At 66.4% G+C, this 17,576-nt stretch carries 15 protein-coding genes; 2 read left to right on the plus strand and 13 right to left on the minus strand.

What is annotated here, in order from left to right; genetic code table 11:
• Window positions 1-66: 66 nt before the first annotated feature.
• From ACQR03_RS13480 to ACQR03_RS13520, 9 genes are all read right to left on the minus strand, one after another.
• Window positions 67-1,191: an ABC transporter permease gene (locus ACQR03_RS13480; protein ID WP_315751829.1), complete on the minus strand. Its 1,125-nt coding sequence runs from the start codon at window positions 1,189-1,191 to the stop codon at window positions 67-69.
• Between the two features lie 3 nt (window positions 1,192-1,194).
• The gene (rbbA, locus tag ACQR03_RS13485) at window positions 1,195-3,942 is read right to left on the minus strand and encodes a ribosome-associated ATPase/putative transporter RbbA (protein ID WP_434841502.1); all 2,748 of its coding nucleotides are present in this window, start codon (window positions 3,940-3,942) and stop codon (window positions 1,195-1,197) included.
• A gap of 8 nt (window positions 3,943-3,950) precedes the next feature.
• The gene (locus ACQR03_RS13490; protein WP_410052193.1) at window positions 3,951-4,997 is read right to left on the minus strand and encodes an HlyD family secretion protein; all 1,047 of its coding nucleotides are present in this window, start codon (window positions 4,995-4,997) and stop codon (window positions 3,951-3,953) included.
• Between the two features lie 195 nt (window positions 4,998-5,192).
• Window positions 5,193-7,148 carry a tetratricopeptide repeat protein gene (locus ACQR03_RS13495; RefSeq protein ID WP_434841467.1) on the minus strand — a complete coding sequence of 652 codons (1,956 nt, stop codon included), beginning with the start codon at window positions 7,146-7,148 and terminating at the stop codon, window positions 5,193-5,195.
• Between the two features lie 69 nt (window positions 7,149-7,217).
• Window positions 7,218-7,961 (minus strand): di-trans,poly-cis-decaprenylcistransferase, encoded by a 744-nt coding sequence (locus tag ACQR03_RS13500; protein ID WP_434841468.1) that lies wholly within the window; start codon window positions 7,959-7,961, stop codon window positions 7,218-7,220.
• 36 nt (window positions 7,962-7,997) lie between these two features.
• On the minus strand, window positions 7,998-8,378 hold the full coding sequence (locus ACQR03_RS13505; RefSeq protein WP_434841469.1) for a winged helix-turn-helix domain-containing protein: 381 nt from the start codon (window positions 8,376-8,378) through the stop codon (window positions 7,998-8,000).
• Entirely contained in the window at window positions 8,365-8,982 is a 618-nt protein-coding gene (locus ACQR03_RS13510; RefSeq protein ID WP_315715042.1) for a hypothetical protein, read from the minus strand. Before ACQR03_RS13510 ends, ACQR03_RS13505 begins: the two co-directional genes overlap by 14 nt.
• A 144-nt stretch (window positions 8,983-9,126) precedes the next feature.
• On the minus strand, window positions 9,127-9,420 hold the full coding sequence (locus ACQR03_RS13515) for a DUF3551 domain-containing protein (protein ID WP_315825624.1): 294 nt from the start codon (window positions 9,418-9,420) through the stop codon (window positions 9,127-9,129).
• Window positions 9,421-9,627: 207 nt separating this feature from the next.
• Entirely contained in the window at window positions 9,628-10,602 is a 975-nt protein-coding gene (locus ACQR03_RS13520) for a Bug family tripartite tricarboxylate transporter substrate binding protein (protein WP_434841470.1), read from the minus strand.
• Between the two features lie 111 nt (window positions 10,603-10,713).
• Here ACQR03_RS13520 and ACQR03_RS13525 point away from each other — a divergent pair, with 111 nt between their 5' ends.
• The gene (locus ACQR03_RS13525) at window positions 10,714-11,124 is read left to right on the plus strand and encodes a VOC family protein (RefSeq protein WP_315825625.1); all 411 of its coding nucleotides are present in this window, start codon (window positions 10,714-10,716) and stop codon (window positions 11,122-11,124) included.
• Window positions 11,125-11,141: 17 nt separating this feature from the next.
• On the opposite strand, the gene ACQR03_RS13530 is transcribed toward ACQR03_RS13525, so the two are convergent.
• Window positions 11,142-12,470: a DUF2330 domain-containing protein gene (locus ACQR03_RS13530; protein ID WP_434841471.1), complete on the minus strand. Its 1,329-nt coding sequence runs from the start codon at window positions 12,468-12,470 to the stop codon at window positions 11,142-11,144.
• Window positions 12,467-13,291: an RnfABCDGE type electron transport complex subunit D gene (locus ACQR03_RS13535; protein ID WP_434841472.1), complete on the minus strand. Its 825-nt coding sequence runs from the start codon at window positions 13,289-13,291 to the stop codon at window positions 12,467-12,469. Before ACQR03_RS13535 ends, ACQR03_RS13530 begins: the two co-directional genes overlap by 4 nt.
• Window positions 13,292-13,446: 155 nt before the next feature.
• Between ACQR03_RS13535 and ACQR03_RS13540 the strand changes: the two genes are divergently transcribed.
• The gene (locus ACQR03_RS13540) at window positions 13,447-15,021 is read left to right on the plus strand and encodes an AMP-binding protein (protein ID WP_316186530.1); all 1,575 of its coding nucleotides are present in this window, start codon (window positions 13,447-13,449) and stop codon (window positions 15,019-15,021) included.
• A gap of 8 nt (window positions 15,022-15,029) precedes the next feature.
• On the opposite strand, the gene ACQR03_RS13545 is transcribed toward ACQR03_RS13540, so the two are convergent.
• Together ACQR03_RS13545 and ACQR03_RS13550 are read right to left on the minus strand one after the other, a co-directional pair.
• Window positions 15,030-16,331 (minus strand): cytochrome P450, encoded by a 1,302-nt coding sequence (locus ACQR03_RS13545; protein ID WP_316186529.1) that lies wholly within the window; start codon window positions 16,329-16,331, stop codon window positions 15,030-15,032.
• Between the two features lie 112 nt (window positions 16,332-16,443).
• Window positions 16,444-17,553 (minus strand): HD-GYP domain-containing protein, encoded by a 1,110-nt coding sequence (locus ACQR03_RS13550; RefSeq protein ID WP_315715034.1) that lies wholly within the window; start codon window positions 17,551-17,553, stop codon window positions 16,444-16,446.
• Between the last annotated feature and the right edge of the window lie 23 nt (window positions 17,554-17,576).

The raw sequence follows: 17,576 nt of genomic DNA on the forward strand, positions 1-17,576 counted from the left end.
GCGACGCCATTCAAGGAAAAGCCTCGGCCCAGTGCCGAGGCTTTTTTGTCGGGGTCGAGGGCAGGCTCAGGCCGCCGCGATCGCCGCCCGGAAGCGGCGCAAGGTCAACGCCAGGACCACGGCGCCGATCGCCGCCACCGCTACGAATTGCGGCCAGACGACATCGATGCCAGCGCCGCGATAGAGGATCGACTGGGCGAACGACACGAAATGCGTCGACGGCGACGCCTTCATGATGGTGGCGAGCCACACCGGCTGGCTTTCCACCGGCGTCATCCCGCCCGACAACAGGTTCATCGGCACGGCGACGAGGATATAGAGCAGACCGAGCTGGGGCATCGACCGCGCGATGGTGCCGAGAAACAGCCCGACGGCGGTCGCGAAGAACAGATACAGCACGGTGCCCACCATGAACAGCGGGATCGAGCCCATGATGGGCACGCGCAGATACCACCGCACGACGGCGTAGAGCGCGATGGCGACGGCGACGGCGATCACCAGCGCATTGGCCCAGATCTTCGACATCGCGATCTCGAAGGGCGACAGAGGCATGACCAGCAGATGATCCATGGTGCCATGTTCGCGCTCACGCACCAGCGCCGCGCCGGCCAGGATGATCGCGAGCATGGTGACGCTGTTGATGATGCCCATCACGCCTTCGAACCAGGCCGTCGTGACGTTGGGATTGAACGCGATCCGCGTGACCAGATTGACCGGGGCGGACGAGGATGTCTCGGAGCGGGCGACGAACCAGGCGACCTCCGTGTTGATGATCTGCAGCGCATAGCCGGATCCGATTCCCGCCTGGATCATCGCGGTCGCATCGACGTTGACCTGCACCGACGGCTTCCGCCCGGCAAGGACGTCACGCTGGAAATTCGGCGGGATGTCGAGCACGAACGTGAAGCGACCGCTGTTCATGAGCCGCTCCACCTCGCCTTGGCTGATGTAGACAGGCGGCTGGAAGTAAGGCAGCTGGAATACGCTGGCGATCCGGCGCGACAGCTCGGAGCTGTCCTCGTCGACGACGGCGATCGAGGCGCGATGCAGCTCCTGCGAACTGCTCTGCGCCTGGCTGATCACCGCCACCGTGAACGAATAGATCACGAGCCCGATCAGCACGACGTCGCCGAACAGGCTGCGCAGCTCCTTGGTTCCGAGCCAGAATACGTTGGAGAGCGAGCGCATCATGGCTCACGCCTCCTGCTTCGGCAGCATCGCCAGGCTGAATCCGGTCAGGACGGGAATGAAGATCAAAAGGATCAGGATGTCGGCGCCGACATCGGCAAAGCCCAGCCCCTTGGTGAAGGTGCCGACCGCGATCGGGCGGTAGTACGTCATCGGGAAGACCATGCCGATCAGCTTGGCCACACCGGACAAAGACGACACCGGGACCAGCATGCCCGAGAACTGCGTGGCCGGCAGCACGGTCAGGATCGCGGTCCCGAACAGCGCCGCGATCTGGGTGCGGCAGAAGGTCGAGATCAGCATGCCGAAGCCGGTCGTGGTGACGACGTAGACCAAGGTGCCGACCATCAGCGGCAGAAAGGCGCCCTTGAGCGGGACTCGGAACAGGATCATCGCCATCACGTACATCAGCGCGAAATTCACCAGCGCGACGGCGATGTAAGGCAGCTGCTTGCCAAGCAGGAACTCGAGCCGCGTCACCGGCGTGACATAGAGATTGGTGATCGACCCGAGCTCCTTCTCCCGGACCACCGCGAGCGCCATCAGGATGGCCGGAAACAGCGCGAGCAGCAGCGCGATCGTGCTCGGGGCCATCGCGTAGATGCTGTCGAAGGACTGGTTGTACTTGAACCTGATCTCGACATTGACCGGCGAGGCCGGCAATGGCTGCGTCGTCTTGACGGCGGGATCGGAGAGATAGAGCTGATGCGTGCCTTCGAGGTAGCCCCGGATGGTCTCGGCGCGGAACGGCATCGCGCCGTCGATCCAGGCCGACACGAAAGCCGGCCGGCCGCGCTTGATGTCGACACCGAAGTTCGGCGGGATCTCGATCGAGGCCTTGATGTCGCCGCTCTTCATCCGCCGTTCGAGCTCGGCATAGTTGGCGAGCGGTGGCCTTTCGACGAAATAGCGCGAGCCTCTGAGCTCCGACAGATAGGCGCGACTCTCCGGCGACTGATCGCGGTCGAGCGCGGCGAAGGTCAGGTTGTTGACGTCCGTGGAGATGCCGAAGCCGATCACGATCATCAGGAACGCCGTTCCGAACAGCGCGAACATCAGACGGATCGGGTCACGGATCAGCTCGAGACCTTCGCGGATCGTGTAAGCGAGCAGCCGCCGCAGGCTGACGGCGGCCTGCCGTTGCTCGTCCCGCGGCCGATCGGCGGGGCGTGGATCGGGTCTCGCCTGAGTCAGCGTGACCGGCGGATCGGCGACGCCGGCATCCTGCTCGAGGAAGGCGATGAAGGCCTGCTCCAGCGTCTGCGCGCCCTTGGCGCGGATCAGGCCGTCCGGCGTGTCGGTCGCCAGCACCCGCCCCTCGTGCATCAGCGACAGCCGGTCGCAGCGCGCCGCCTCGTTCATGAAATGCGTGGAAACGAAGATCGTCATCTCATCCTGACGCGAAAGTTCGATCAGGAGGCGCCAAAACTGATTGCGCGCGACCGGATCGACGCCCGACGTCGGCTCGTCGAGGATCAGCAGATCCGGCCGGTGGACGATCGCCACCGCGAGCGACAGGCGCTGGCGGATGCCGAGCGGAAGATCGGCCGCGAGGCCGTCGATGTGATCGGTGAGGTCGCAGCGCTCGATCAGTTCGGCAATCCGCTTCCCGGCAGCGGCGAGTGGCAGATGGAACAGCCGCGCATGCAGCACCAGGTTCTGCCGCACGGTGAGCTCGCCATACAGCGAGAACGCCTGCGACATGTAGCCGACGCGACTGCGCGATTCATGATTGCCGGCCTCCATGGAGCGGCCGAAGATCAGCGCCTCGCCGGCGCTGGGAGGCAGCAGCCCCGTCAGCATCTTCATCGTCGTGGTCTTGCCGCAGCCGTTGGAGCCGACGAAGCCGAAGATCTCGCCCTTGCGGATCTGGAAGTTCACGCCGTCGACCGCGGTGAAATCGCCGAAGCGGCAGGTCAGGTCGCGCGCGACAATCACGGTCTCGTGGCTGCCGTCGAGCTCGGACTTGGCCGGCATCTCGGCGCGGTCGCGCGCCGGCCGGTCGGGCAGCAGCGCGACGAACGCGTCCTCGATCGACGCCGCATGGGTCTGCGCCTTGAGCTCCGTCGGCGTGCCGGTCGCGAGGATGCGCCCGTCGTTCATCGCGATCAGCCAGTCGAAACGCTCCGCCTCCTCCATATAGGCGGTGGCGACGATGACGCTCATGCCCGTCGCGCTACGCGCGCGCAGGCGGTCGATCAGGTCCCAGAACTGCCGGCGCGACAGCGGATCGACGCCGGTGGTCGGCTCGTCGAGGATGAGCAGATCGGGATCATGGATCAGCGAGCAGCACAGGCCGAGCTTCTGCTTCATGCCGCCGGACAGCTTTTTTGCCGGCCGGTCGGCGAAATCGGACAGCGCCGTCGCCTCCATCAGCTCGGCGATGCGCCAGTCGCGCTCGGACCTCGACTGGCCGAACAGCCGGGCAAAGAACGCGATGTTCTCGCGCACGCTGAGATCGGGATAGAGATTCTTGCCGAGACCCTGCGGCATGTAGGCGATCCGCGGACACACCTGCGTGCGGGCGCGCCGGTCCGCCATGTCGGCCCCGAGCACGCGCGCCTGCCCGTCCTGGATCGCGCGCGCGCCGGCCAGGATCGACAGCAGCGACGACTTGCCGACGCCATCGGGACCGATGAGCCCGACCACGCGGCCGGCGGGAATGTCGATCGAGACGTTGTCGAGCGCGATCACGCCGCGATAGCGCTGCGAGACGTTCCTGACCATCGCGACCGGAGACGCATCGCCGATCATGTCGGCCATCATGGCGAGACTTGCAGACGCGCCGGCCATGCGACGTCGGGATTCCACCTGACATACGCCACGCCCGGCAATCCGCTCCTCACGGCATCGGCATGCGCAGCCAGTCTGTCCGGATCGACGCGTACACGGATGCGAAACATCAGCTTGTCACGCTCGCTGCGGGTCTCGACCGTCTTCGGCGTGAACTGCGCCTGGCTCGCCACGAACGCAACTTTCGCCGGGATCGGACGATCCGGATAGGCATCGAGCACGATCCGCGCTTCGGTGCCGATCTTGACCTTGCCGACCTCCTCGGTCGGCAGGAACACGTCCATGTAGACATAGCCGATGTCCAGCATGGTGAAGACCTTGCCGCCGGCGGCGAGAACTTCGCCGACATTGGCGAGACGATATTGAATGCGGCCGGGCTTCGGCGCGATCAAGGAATTGTCGGCGATCTGAACGGTGTAGAGCGCCACGTCGTGACGAACCGCTTCGAGCCCGCGTTCGGCTTCGAAAATCCGCGCCTGCGCGCCGGCAAGGCCGGCGGTCGCATTGTCGAGCGCCTGCTGGCGCTGATCGGCCAGCTCACGCGTGGTCCAGCCGCTCTGCAGCAGGCTGCGGGTGCGCTCCATCTCCTGCTCGGCGAGCGTCTTCTGCGCCTGCAGTTGCGCGAGATTGGCACGGGCCTGGTCGACGACGTGCTGCGCCTGCTCGGCCTGGGCCTGCGCCTTCGACAGCGATTGCTGCAGCTCCTTCGTGTCCATCCGCGCCACGATCTGCCCGGCCTCGACGCGATCGCCGATATCGGCGCGCAGCTCGGCGACGCGCCCGGCATATTTGGTCGCGATGTCGATCTCGTCAGCCTCGATGCGGCCGTTGCTCACGCTGATGCCCACCGGCAGCGGCGGATGCAGGCGCTGCCACCAGACGTAGCCGCCACCACCGGCCGCCCCGACGGCGAGCACGAGCAGCAGAAACGGCCACAACGCCCACCTGCGCCGCGGCTGATGGGACACGGGAACAGGCGCCGACGAGGGAACGACAGCGCCGGGGTCAGCATGCATATCCCGAACAGGCCGGATGTCACTGACAAGCTCGGATTCCTGCTGATTCATTCCAAAAACGCCTTCGTCGCTGAAGCAGGCGTTCCGTGTGCCATACGCACGCAGAAATCCGTTGACGCAGCTCAATCGCCATCAGGCGGCACGCGCCGGTGGCTCAGCCAGCCGATCACGTTTCAGTTATGGCGTCGTTGATGCTCAAACGTTCAGCACACCGCTGACCATCGCGAGCTGTGCGGCGAGCGCCTCGCGCACGCGCGCGACGACGTCGGCATAGTCACGTCGCGCGTCCTGGCGGAACAGCCGCACGCTCGGATACCAGGGACCGTCGTCACGACCGAGCAGCCAGCGATAGTCCGGCGTGAAGGGCAGCATGATCCAGGTCGGCTTGCCCAGCGCGCCGGCCAGATGTGCCACGCTGGTATCGACGGTGATGACCAGGTCGAGATTGTCGATCAGCGCCGCCGTATCGACGAAGTCACGGATGTCAGCGGTGAGATCGAGAATGTCGTCGCGCGCGGCGAGCGCGGCCTTGTCGGACGGCCGAGGCTCCTTCTGCAGACTAACGAACCGCGCGCCAGTCTCGAGCAGCGGCGCGAGCGTCGGCAACGGAATCGAACGGTTGTGATCATTGAGATGCGCGGGGTTGCCCGACCAGACCAGGCCCACCCGCAAGCGGTCATGCGGACCGAGTCGCTGTTCCCAGATCGCCCGGCGCGCCTCGGGAGGACGCGGCAGATAGCACGGCGCGGCAGGGATGGTGTCGAGCCGGGTGGCGAAGGCGAGCGGCAGGCTCGACAGCGGGCAGTGATAGTCGACGGCAGGCAGCGCATCGATGCCACGGGCAAGGCACTGCGCCACGCCATCCAGGCCGGACAGAAGCGGCTGCAGCGGCGCGTCGACCTCGAGCACGACGCGCGCGCCCTGCTTGGCCACCAGGGTGGCGTAGCGCGAAAACTGGATCGTGTCGCCGAGCCCCTCGTCGCTATGGAGCAGGATCGTCTTGCCGGCGAGGGGCGCGTCCGCAAGCCACAGCGGCGCCTCGAAGCTGCGCTCGACGAAGCCGACGGCGCGACATTTTCGTCCCCATTCGCGCGCCGCCCAGCCGCGGGCGAAGTCGCCGGTCAGCAGCCGGAACAGCGCCGCGTTCCAATGCGCATCGGCCAGATCAGGCTTCAGCGCGACGGCGCGATCGAAGCTTTCGAACGCCTCTGCGAAGCGATGCAGCTCGGCCAGCGACGTGCCGCGATGATTGTGGAAATCCGCGGTTTGCGGCCGGAGCGCGATCGCCTTGTCGAACATGGCGACGGCGTCATCGTGACGGCCGAGGTTCTGCAGGATGCAGCCATAGCCATTGGCGACGTCAGGATCATCAGGCGCCAGCGCCTGCGCACGGCGGCCGAACGTCTCGGCTTCCTGGTAGCGGCGCAGCCGCCGCAGCGCGATTCCCTTCAGATACAGCACGCCCGCCTGATCCGGCATCACTGCCAGCGACTGCCCGAAGCGCGCGATAGCCTGCTCGTAATGCCCGGCATCGAAATGCAGCGCGCCGGCCTTGTTGGCCGCCTCGAGGTGATCGGGCCTGAGCTGCGCCACCTGATCGAAGGCCAGCGCCGCCTCGTCGCGCCGGCCCTGGGCTTCCAGCACCTCGCCGAGACGAAACCAGGTCGCAGCACGATCGGGCGCGAGCTGCAGCAGCCGGTCACAGGCCAGCGCCGCCTCGGCGTGTCGCTGCCTTAGTTGCAGCAGTTCGCCAAGCGCATCCCAGCTCTCGATCGCGTCCGGCTGCAGCTGCAGCGCGCGATCATAGGCCTTGATCGCTTCATCGGTGCGGCCAGCGAGCCGCAGCGCCTGCGCCAGGCCGACGAAGGACTGCGCTGCGGACATGTCCTGCCGAACGGCGCGGGCAAACCACTCGATCGCATCATCGACGCGCTTGAGCGCCAGGCAGACCTGTCCCATCGCACGCAGCGCGTCGAGCGAGGCCGCGTCCAGCGTCAGCGCGCGGCGGCACGCATCCTCGGCCTGCGCGAGCTGGCCGGCGCGCAGCAGCCGCAGGGCGGCGGCGCACAGCGCATCGGGCGTATCGGTGTGGCCCATCGATCCGGATCTGACCGGAGGCTTGCCGGCAGGCCGGCGCTGCTTGTGCTTCATCAGGAGATCTCTGCGCTCGTGCTGCAAGCGGTAGATGATTCCCCGATGTGCGGAAAGATTGGGCCGTCGTCAGGCGACCGGTGCCGGCGCCAGCGGCACCGCCTCGAGTCCTCCGAAGCGGCGCTCGCGGCCGCGGAACGAGGCGAGCGCCTGCGCGAGATCTGCGGCATCGAAATCGGGCCACATCCGCTGGGTGAAATGCAGCTCGGCATAGGCGCCTTCCCAGAGCAGGAAATCGGACAGGCGCTGCTCGCCGGAGGTGCGGATGATCAGATCAACGTCGCGCAAGCCGGCTTCGCCGGTCACGAGGTCGGAGAACGCCGCACGCGTCAGGCCGTCGATTTCGCGGGCCTTCGCCGCGGCCTCGAGGATCGCGTCGCGCGCCGAATAGTCGACGGCGATGCGCAGATGCAGGGTGCTGCCGTCGCGGGTTGCCGCTTCGGCCCGGCCGATCGCATCGGCGATGCCGCCGGGCAACCGGTCGCGACGGCCGATCACGGTGAGGCGGACGCCGTTGCGTACCAGCGACTCCACCTCGCTGGCGAGATAGACCCGCAACAGCGCCATCAAGGCGGCGACCTCGGCACGCGGGCGTCGCCAATTGTCGCTGGAGAACGCATACAGCGTCAGGGTCCCAATGCCCTGGTCGGGCGCGGCTTCGACGACGCGCCGGATCGCCTCGACCCCCGCCTCGTGCCCGCGCAGCCGCGACAGGCCCTTGCGCGTCGCCCAGCGGCCGTTCCCGTCCATGATGATGCCGACATGCAGGCCATCCAACACAGCAGGCGATTTAGGTTGCAGACTACTTTGCATTGCAAAGCTCCAGGTCAAAAAAGTGCGATGCGCGATTCAGATGCGGCCCGGGATCAGGCCGACCGACGATGGCGTATGTTCCTTGCCGGCAGCCGCCGCGGTGTCGCGGACGAGGCGCTCGAGCACGGCGAGATAATCGAGGAAGCGGCGGCGTCCCGCCTTGGTCAGCCGGCAGGTGGTATGAGGGCGATTGCCCTCATACCCCTTGGTGACCTCGACGAGACCGGCTTCCTGCAGCACCTGCAGATGGCGCGACAGATTGCCGTCCGTCAGCCCGCAGAGCTGCTTGAGGTCAGCAAAAGCCAGACCCTTCGGGTGCGCCATCAGCGAGGTGAGCAGGCCGAGCCGTGCCTTCTCGTGGATGACGCGATCGAGGCCGTCATAGGAGAACGGCGCGCTGCCGTCAGTCTTCGACATCGGACTCTCCGGTCGCAAAATACAGAATGCCCGCCATCAGCCCCTGTCCGATCGCGAACGGAAGCCCCATCGTCCAGGGCGACAGCGCATGCGTGGCGCTGCCGACCAGCAGCACGGCGAAGCCGGCCATGAAATAGAACGCCCCGGCAAGCGCCACCGTGCGTGGCAGCGAGCGCACCGACGCGAACACGCCGAGCGACATCAGGATCTGCCACAGGCCCGGCAGCATCCACAGCGCCTCCGGCGCGAACTTCCACAGCAGCACCGCGAGCAGGACGCCGGCGATGCCCGCTGGCAGGAACTGCTCGACCGCCTGATGAATCATCGCGTCCGCAAGGCCGGAATGATGCCGGCGCGACCGCGCCCGCATCTCGAACCAGATCATCGTCAGCGACACGCAGGCTGCCGCCGCCCATCCGAGCAGGAACGTCCACGCGTCGGCCGTCGGGTCGCGCAGAAACAGCTGCTGAAGCAGCGCAGTGACCAGCGCGACGGCCGAGGTCGCGGCCATCGTCGCCGGCCCGTAGCCGCGAAATGCCGTGCCCGCCGCAAGCTGGCTGCGGATCGCGATGATGTCCGCCAGCGCCTTATCGAGGTCGCGCATGTCTCACCTGAGGCCCGGAACGGCTCGTTTAACTTTGCAATACAAAGTATATACGAACGCAAAGTCGATGCAAGCCCGCGCGATTCCGGAAGCGCGCCTGCGTCAGCCGCTTGGCCGCGCGTGCCGACCCGCTCCGTAGAGGCGTCAGTAATACTGATAGCGGTGCACGCGGCGCGGCGGCGGCATGTCGACATAGACCGAGGGGCCGCGGCGGCCAGGATCGAACGCGACGCGCGGATTGATGCCGCAGCCTGCATTGCGCCCGGAGGCACTCGCCCGGCATTGCTCGAAGGTCTGATAGGAGCAGTCGCCGGGGTAACCGACGCCTCGGCCCTGCACACACCAGGGATAGTCGTAACCGCCTGCGGAGGCCGGCGCGATACCGCCACCAAGTGCAACGCCGACGAGGCCGGCTGCCATCATCATAACCTTGCGCATGATCTGTTCCTCTTTTGGCCGGAGGGTTGCACCACACCGGCATGGTCAAAAAACGACAAATCGGCGGAACGGATCACCAACCAAGGCCGTGACGTGTCGCATGCGCGGCACGTCACCTTCAGCCCTCGACGCCCGCCCGGCGGGCCGGCGCCTCATCGAAGACCCGCGCGGCACGCGGCCCAGCGATTGCGGCGTCGCCTGGTCGTCTCATTCGACCTTCAGGCCGGCGAACTCGACGACCTTCTTCCACTTCTCGGTCTCGGCGGCGATCTGGGCGCCGAACTGCTCCGGCGACTGGATCAGCGGCTCGCCGCCGAGATCGACGAGACGGGCCTTGATCTCGGGCTCGGCCAGGATGGTGTTGACCTGCTTGTTGAGCTTCTCGACGATCTCCTTTGGCGTGTTCTTCGGCGCGCCGATGCCGAACAGCGCGCTCGCCTCGTAACCGGGTACGGTCTCGGCGACGGCCTGGACGTCCGGCAATTGCGGCGAACGCTGCTGCGTGGTGACGCCGAGCGCTCGCAACGAGCCGGAGCGGATGTGCTGGATGATGGAGGGCATGTTGTCGAAGATGACCTGCACCTGGCCGCCGAGCATGTCGGTGATCGCGGGCGCCGCGCCGCGATAGGGCACGTGTTGCATCTTGGTTCCGGTCATCGCCATGAACATCTCGCCCGACAGATGCACCGAGGTGCCGTTGCCGGACGAGGCCATGTTCACCTTGCCGGGGTTTGCCTTGAGATAGGCGATGAACTCGGCGACGTTCTTGGCCTCGATGTCCTTGTTGACGGTCATCACGTTGGGGACACGGTTGAACGAGGCCACCGGCGCGATGTCGCGGACGAAGTTGAACTTGAGATTGGTGTAGAGGCTCGCATTGATGTAGTTGGCCGGATTGACCAGCAGCACGGTGTGGCCGTCGGCTGCCGCGTTCACGACGGCATCGGTGCCGATATTGTTGCCGGCCCCCGGCTTGTTCTCGACGATGAACTGCTGACCGAGCGTCTCGGACAGCCGCTGGCCGATCAGCCGCGCCAGGATGTCGGTCGCGCCGCCCGGAGGATAACCCACCACGAAGCGGACGGGACGGGTGGGATAGTCGGCCGCGGACGCCTTGCGAACGGCAGCGATGGACGGGACGGCGGAGGCGATCAGACCAAGCGCGCTACGACGTGAAATCATGCGTTTCCTCAGGCATTATCGTTGAGCGGCGGTTAACGCGCCGCCGGGATCGATTGTAGCAGAGTGCCGCGATTGCGGCGAGATCGATGCCCCATCAGGAGGGAAGGCCCCATGCCGGTCAAGGTCGATGCGCTCGATCATCTGGTCATCAATGTCGCCGACGTGGACCGCACGACGGCGTGGTACCAACAGGTGCTGGGCATGACGGTCCAGGTGTTCGATCCCGGACAAGGCAAGGCGAGGCGCACGTCGCTGCTATTCGGGAACCAGAAGATCAACGTGCGACCGAAGGACGCGGACAAGGTCGATTGGTTCACGGCCGACCATGTCGCGGCCGGCAGCGACGACCTTTGCTTCCTCACCACCAGCCCCCCCGACGAGGTGGTGGCGCATCTCGAGGCGCTCGGCATTGCCATCGAGGAGGGCCCGGTCGCCAAGCAGGGCGCGCGCGGCACGCTGCGCTCGGTGTATTGCCGCGATCCCGACGGCAGCCTGATCGAGATCTCCTCGTATCAGGATTGAGCCGCGGCCCCCTTAGGTCATTTCGTCACGGTCTCGCCGCTCTTGTCCATTTTCGCGACGATCTCGCTGCGCGACCACCCGGTCAGTTGCGCGAGATCCGTCGCCTGCGTGGCGAAACGTGCGGCGAGATTGTCCCGGTAGGTCTTCGCCGCGGCACAGGACGCCTCGCCCCGCCAGGGGTGGTGCTGGACATAGCGGCCCTGGAAATTGCTGCGGTCCTTGGTCTCGGCGAAGACGATGTCCTCGGGGAAGGACTTCGCATCGTAGCGCACGTGCAGCCGGGTCACGAAGGCGCTGGCTCCGGCCGTGCCCCGGCGGAGGCTGAAGGCGGTGTCATCGTCGCTGCCGATCCAGCGCGCGCCGAACTCGACCAGTTCCTTGTTGCTCATGGGATCGGCGGCGCAGGGGTCGCACCATCCCATGTCCCAGGCATATTCCACGAACACCGCCTGCATGTTCTCGCGCGCGACGGCGCGTTCGAACACAGCCTTGTAGAACAGCCCGAACTCGTCCTTCACATAGAGCGGAACATCGATATCGGATGGGATCTTCACCGTTCGATAGTTGGCCGCCTCGATGCGGCCGCTCCTGGTGAGCGCATAGATGATCAGGTCCTGCGGTCCCCTGGCATTGACCGTGCCGAGCCGCAGCGGCACCATGAACTTGGCGCTCCGGTAGCGCACCTGCAGGGGCCGCAGGGAGCCGTTGCCGATCCCCTTCATCCGCTCGACATTGACCTTCGCGACGAAGAACCGCATGCCCTGCCTGATGTAGCTGCCGAGCACGGCCTCGGCGCCTTGCGGGATGCGATAGTCATTGTCGGTCAGCCAGCGCGTCAGTCCGTCGCTCTCCTGCGCCGACAGGATCAGCACGTCGTATTCGGCGACGTCGTAGCTGGCCTCGACGGTGACGCCGTAGTTCCGCCGGGCCATCTCGTAGACAGCGCCTGCCATCATCGGCGCCACGGACATGGCCCGCGCCGCAACGACGACCGGCGCGCATGGATCGGCATCATGATATTCGACCAGCCGCGGCGCGGTGTATTTGTCGAGATGGTCGATGGTCTTCGGCTCGACCACGCCGATCTGCTTGCGCTCGATGAAGGTCGGCACGGGGACGACCACCGCGAACTCGTTGACGTCGCCCTCGAAGTCGCTGGCCATCGTGATCGCCGTCTGCTCGCCGTCGCGGGCCAGCACGACCTTCGATGACTGGTTGAACAGCTTCGCGTCGGCCTGGGCGACATAGAAGCCGCAAAAGGCATTCGCGGGCGCCATCGCTGCGTTCGCCAGGATCGCGGCGGCCGCGACGCCGGTGCGGAAGAGCTTGCTGTAACGCAGGGTCATGTCGACACTCCTTCGGGAACGGGCGAACGCCAGGAAAAGCGGGTCTCAGGGACGAGCCGGTCGAGCAGCAGCGTGAGCGGCGACAGCGCGATCAGCGACACGTAGAGCGCCGGCCGCATCTGCATGGCGAAGGTGAGGTAGTGCGCCGCGACCGCAACGCTCAGCGCGAACAGCAGCCGGCCGACGCGCGAGTCCGGCGAGGTGCGCGGGTCGGAGATCATGAAGAAGGTGAAGATCAGCAGCGAGCCGCTCTGCAACTGATGCAGCGGAATCGCCAGGGGATCGCCGAGCCAGGCGGCGCGCAGCAGCAGGAGCGCAGCGTGACTTGCAAGGAAATACACCGCGATATCCACCCGGCGGGAGGTGCTGAGCACCAGGATCGCGAGAAATCCGGCGAGGCTCGCGAACCAGATCTCCGTGCCCCACTGGCCGGGCGAGATCCACACGCCCTTGGAGCTGAACAGCAGCACCACGATCGCAAGCCCGGCCGGGTTGAACACGTGCTTGCCATCGATCCGCAGCACGAATTTCGAGCCGATCGCGATCATGGCCGCCGCCGCATGCAGCCAAAGTGCATCGGCGCGCAACAGCAGGCTGAGCGACAGGCCGGTGATCAGCGGAGACTTGAGATCGAGCGGCGCGCCGGAGATGCGGCAGCAGACCACTTGCGTGAGCAGCGCCATGGCGACCGCGACCACGCTCGCTGCGGGACGCGCGCCGAAATCGATCATGGCGAAATTGATCGCCAGCAGCGTCGCCAATGCCGCGATCTGGAAATAGCGGGCATCGGGCAGCCGCCATGGTCGTGGCTCGGCCTGCATGCAAACCTCCGGGCGTGTCTTGCCGCGCCATTGGTCGCCCGCGAACGGAGACGGGTTCAATCCCGATTTGATCGCGACGGCGCAAGGTGGCAGAAGATGACGACGAGAACGAAGCGGCCGGAGACAGGCCGTACTCAAGAACGACGGGAGCGAAGATGACGGGAACGACGATGGCAGCGGGCACGGTGACGCCGTTCGACGGCATGGACGTGCCGTGGCTGTTGAAGCTGCGCAGCGAGACCCGGCGCGATCATCCGTTCCTGATCTCGGCGCCGTTCGAGGCACCGGCGCGCCGCTGGACCTATGGCGCGTTTCACGAGCGTGTCGGCGCATTGGCGGCCGGGCTGGTCAAGCGCGGCGTCCAGCCCGGCGATGCCGTGCTGATCCATCTCGACAATTGCGTCGAGGCGATGCTTGCCTGGTTTGCCTGCGTCGAGCTGGGCGCGCTCGCCGTCACGACCAACACGCGCTCGGCAGCCGCCGAGATGAGCTACTTCGCGGAGCACTGTCGCGCGGTGGCTGCGATCACGCAGCCGGCCTATGCCGAGATGATCGCAGCGCATTGCCGCGGTCTCAAATGGATCGCCGTGATCTCGCACGATCCGGGTCAGGCGGAGGCGTCGGCCGTCGAACGAGGCGAGCGCTTCGAAGCGCTGTTTGCCGACAGCGCCGATCGGCCGCGGCGGCCGGCCGATCCGCTGGCGCCGTGCAGCGTGCAATACACCTCGGGCACGACATCGCGGCCGAAGGCGGTGCTGTGGACGCATGCCAACGCGCTGTGGGGCGCCAAGGTCAACGCCGTCCATGAGGATCTGCATCAGGGCGACGTGCACCAGACCTATCTGCCGCTGTTCCACACCAACGCGCTGGCCTATTCGATGCTTGCCACACTCTGGGTCGGCGCGACCTGCGTGATCCAGCCGCGCTTCTCCGCGCGCCGGTTCTGGAGCGCGGCGCTCGAGCATGGCAGCACCTGGACCTCGACCATCCCGTTCTGCATGAAGGCGCTGCTCGACCAGGAGGTACCGAAGCATCACAAGTTCCGGCTGTGGGGCACGGCGGTGTCCGAGCCGCCCGCCTTCGCCAAGTTCGGCATCAAGATCATCGGCTGGTGGGGCATGACCGAGACCATCACCCATGGCATCGTCGGCGAGGTCGATCAGCCGAACGCGCCGATGTCGATCGGCCGCGCGGCGCCGGAATACACCATCCGCATCACCGACGATGACGGCCGGCCGACCGAGGTCGGCGCCACCGGCAATCTCGCCATCAAGGGCGTGCCCGGCCTGTCGCTGTTCGCCGAATATCTCTACAACGACGAAGCGACGCGCACGAGCTTCGATGCCGACGGCTTCTTCCTGACCGGCGACCGCGTCACGCGCCTGGCCGACGGCTTCATCAAGTTCGGCGATCGCACCAAGGACATGCTCAAGGTCGGCGGCGAGAACGTCGCGGCGTCCGAGATCGAGCAGGTGATCATCACCGTGCCCGGCGTACGCGAGACCGCCGTCGTCGCCAGGAAGCATCCGATGCTGGACGAGGTGCCGGTCGCGTTCGTGATCCCGCAGCCCGGGATCGCGCGCGACGAACTGCCCGACAAGGTGCTGGCCGCCTGCCGCGCCGGGCTCGCCGACTTCAAGGTGCCGCGCGAGGTCAAGCTGGTCGACGAGATGCCGCGCTCGACCCTCGAGAAGGTCGCAAAGGCCGAGCTGCGCAAGCTGCTGGATTGAGCGCCGCGTCAGCCCATCGTGACGCGGATCGGCAGCTTCTTCGGTCCGTTCACGAACGTTGCCCGCGTCATCAGCACCGGCCCCGCCGGCGACAGCGATGTGAGCCGCGGCAGCAGTTCCTCGAACAGGATGCGCATCTCGAGCTTGGCGAGATGCTGGCCGAGGCAGAGATGCGCGCCATAGCCGAACGCGACGTGGCGGTTCGGCTTGCGGTCACAGCGGAACGTGTCGGGCTGCTCGAACACCGCCTCGTCGCGATTGCCGGACGCGTAGCACAGCATCAGCCAGTCGCCCTTGGCGATCCTGCGTCCGCCGAGCTCGGTGTCGGCGGTGGCGCTGCGCATGAAATGCTTGACCGGCGTCATCCAGCGGATCGCCTCGTCGATGAGGCCCGGGATCAGCTCGGGATTGGCTTTGACGCGCGCGAACTGCTCGGGATCTTCCGCCAGCGCCCAGATCGCGCCTGCCGTGGACGACGACGTCGTGTCGTGACCCGCGGTCGCCACGATCATGTAGTAGCTGGTGCGGTCGTGCAGCGGCATGTCCTCGCCATTGATCCTGGCGTTGGCAATGACGGTGGCGAGATCGTCGCGCGGATGAGCCTTGCGGTCTTCGGTGATGCGCTGGAAGTAGGCGGCGAAATCGGCCACCACCGCCTGCAGCATCGCCGCGAACACCTCGGCCGACAGCGCCTCCCGCACCCGCGCCGTGTCCGGATCCTGCGGGCCGAACAGCTCCTGCGTCAGCTTGAGCATGCGCGGCTCGTCCTCCTCCGGCACGCCGAGAATCTCCATGATCACGTGCAGCGGATAATGGAGCGCGACGTCGGCGACGAAATCGCAGACGCCGCCATTCGCCGCAGCCTTCGCCGCCATGCGGCCGACGGTCGCCCGCGCGATCTCGCGAATGCGCGGCTCGAACTTGGCGATGTTGGCCGGCATGAACCAGCCCTGCGTCAGCGCGCGATATTTCGGATGGTCCGGCGCATCCATCTGCACCAGCGAACGCACGAGATTGGGCTGGCCGGTAATCTTGTGAACGCGCTCCAGCACCGCCTTGTTGGTCAGCGTGGTCGCACGGTCGGCATTGTGGAACAGATCATTCTGACGGCTGATTGCGAGAATGTCAGCGTGCCGCGTCACCACCCAGAACGGATCGAACGCATCGAGCTCGGCCCGCCCGAGCGGATTGTTGGCGCGCAGCCAGCGATAGGCATCATGGATGCGGTGGTCGGCATAACAGGCCGGATCGACCAGCGCGGCGGCGATGTGCCCGGGAATGACCTCGCCGGCCTGTTCGGCTGCGCCCATGCTGCTCCTCCCGCCTTTCACCGATTGGCGGGTAGGATAGTGCGCCTCGGCCGAGATGCACTTGCGTCGAGCGGCTACCCTCGGGCGATGGATGCGCTCTCAGGCGATCGCGTCAATGCGCGCCCATCGCGACCGGGCGGAACGCCTGTAGCAGCTGCTGGTCGAGCTTCGGGCCCATGTTCTCCATGATCTGGAACGCGCGCGCATGGGTGAAGGCCGGCCGATAGGCGCGGTGCTCGATCAGCGCGGCGTAGATGTCCACGATCGTGGTGAGGCGCACGATGTCGCTGATCTGCTCGTTGTGCAGCGCGTCGGGATAGCCGGAGCCGTCGAGGAATTCGTGGTGATGCAGGATGACGTCGAGCATCTCCGGCGGGAAGCCGCCCTGCCGCCACAGCGCCTCGTAGCCGCGGCGCGGATGCTGGCGAAGCAGCGCGATCTCCTCCGCCGTCAGCTTGCCCTGCTTGTCGAGGATCGCGACCGGGATGAACGCCTTGCCGACGTCGTGCAGCAGCGCCGCGCGGACCAGCCGGCGCTGGTCGTCGTCGCGCATGCCCAGATGAATCGAGAAGCCGACCGCAAGGCCGGTCACGAACAGGCAATGCCGATAGGTGTCGTTGTGATGACAGCCGACCACGGTCATCCATTCGCGCAGCGAGGAGTGCTTGATCGCCTTCAGGATCTTGTTCTCGGCCGCGACGATGTCCTCCATCGTCAGATGCGCGCCAGTGGGCAGCTTCTCGAAGATCTTGACCATGATGGCCTGCGCGGCCTCGACGCCGCGATTGAGCAGCTTGCCGCGATCGGTCTCGTCATAGCCGTCGTCGGCGGGAAGCGCCGAGCGGATGCGCTGCAGCACGTCGGCGGGGCTGAACGGCCGCGCGATGGTATCGGTGGCGCCGAGCGCCCATGCCTGCATGGTGGCGTGGTGCAGCGCCTCCGCGAGCACGAACAGCCGCGGCACGTCGCTATAGGCGCGCGACGACAGCTTCTTGCGCACCCGCTGCACGCTCTCGGGCGAACGCAGGTTTATGTCGACGATGACGCCGGAGAAGCGGTTGCCGGGGTTCTCGGGGATTTCGGTGGTCGGCATCATGTCGACGTCGCCGACCGAGCGCAGGATGCGCGCCAGCTCGCTGCTCTGGTCACCGCGATCCGACGCGAGCAGGAGATGGCGCCTGTTCGCGGTCTGGGTCACGGTCTGCTTGGCTGTCGCGCTCATACGTGCTCGCCCCCTGCGGTTTG

The sequence above is a fragment of the Bradyrhizobium sp. HKCCYLS3070 genome, assembly GCF_051167575.1.
In the GTDB taxonomy this organism is placed as follows: Bacteria; Pseudomonadota; Alphaproteobacteria; order Rhizobiales; family Xanthobacteraceae; genus Bradyrhizobium.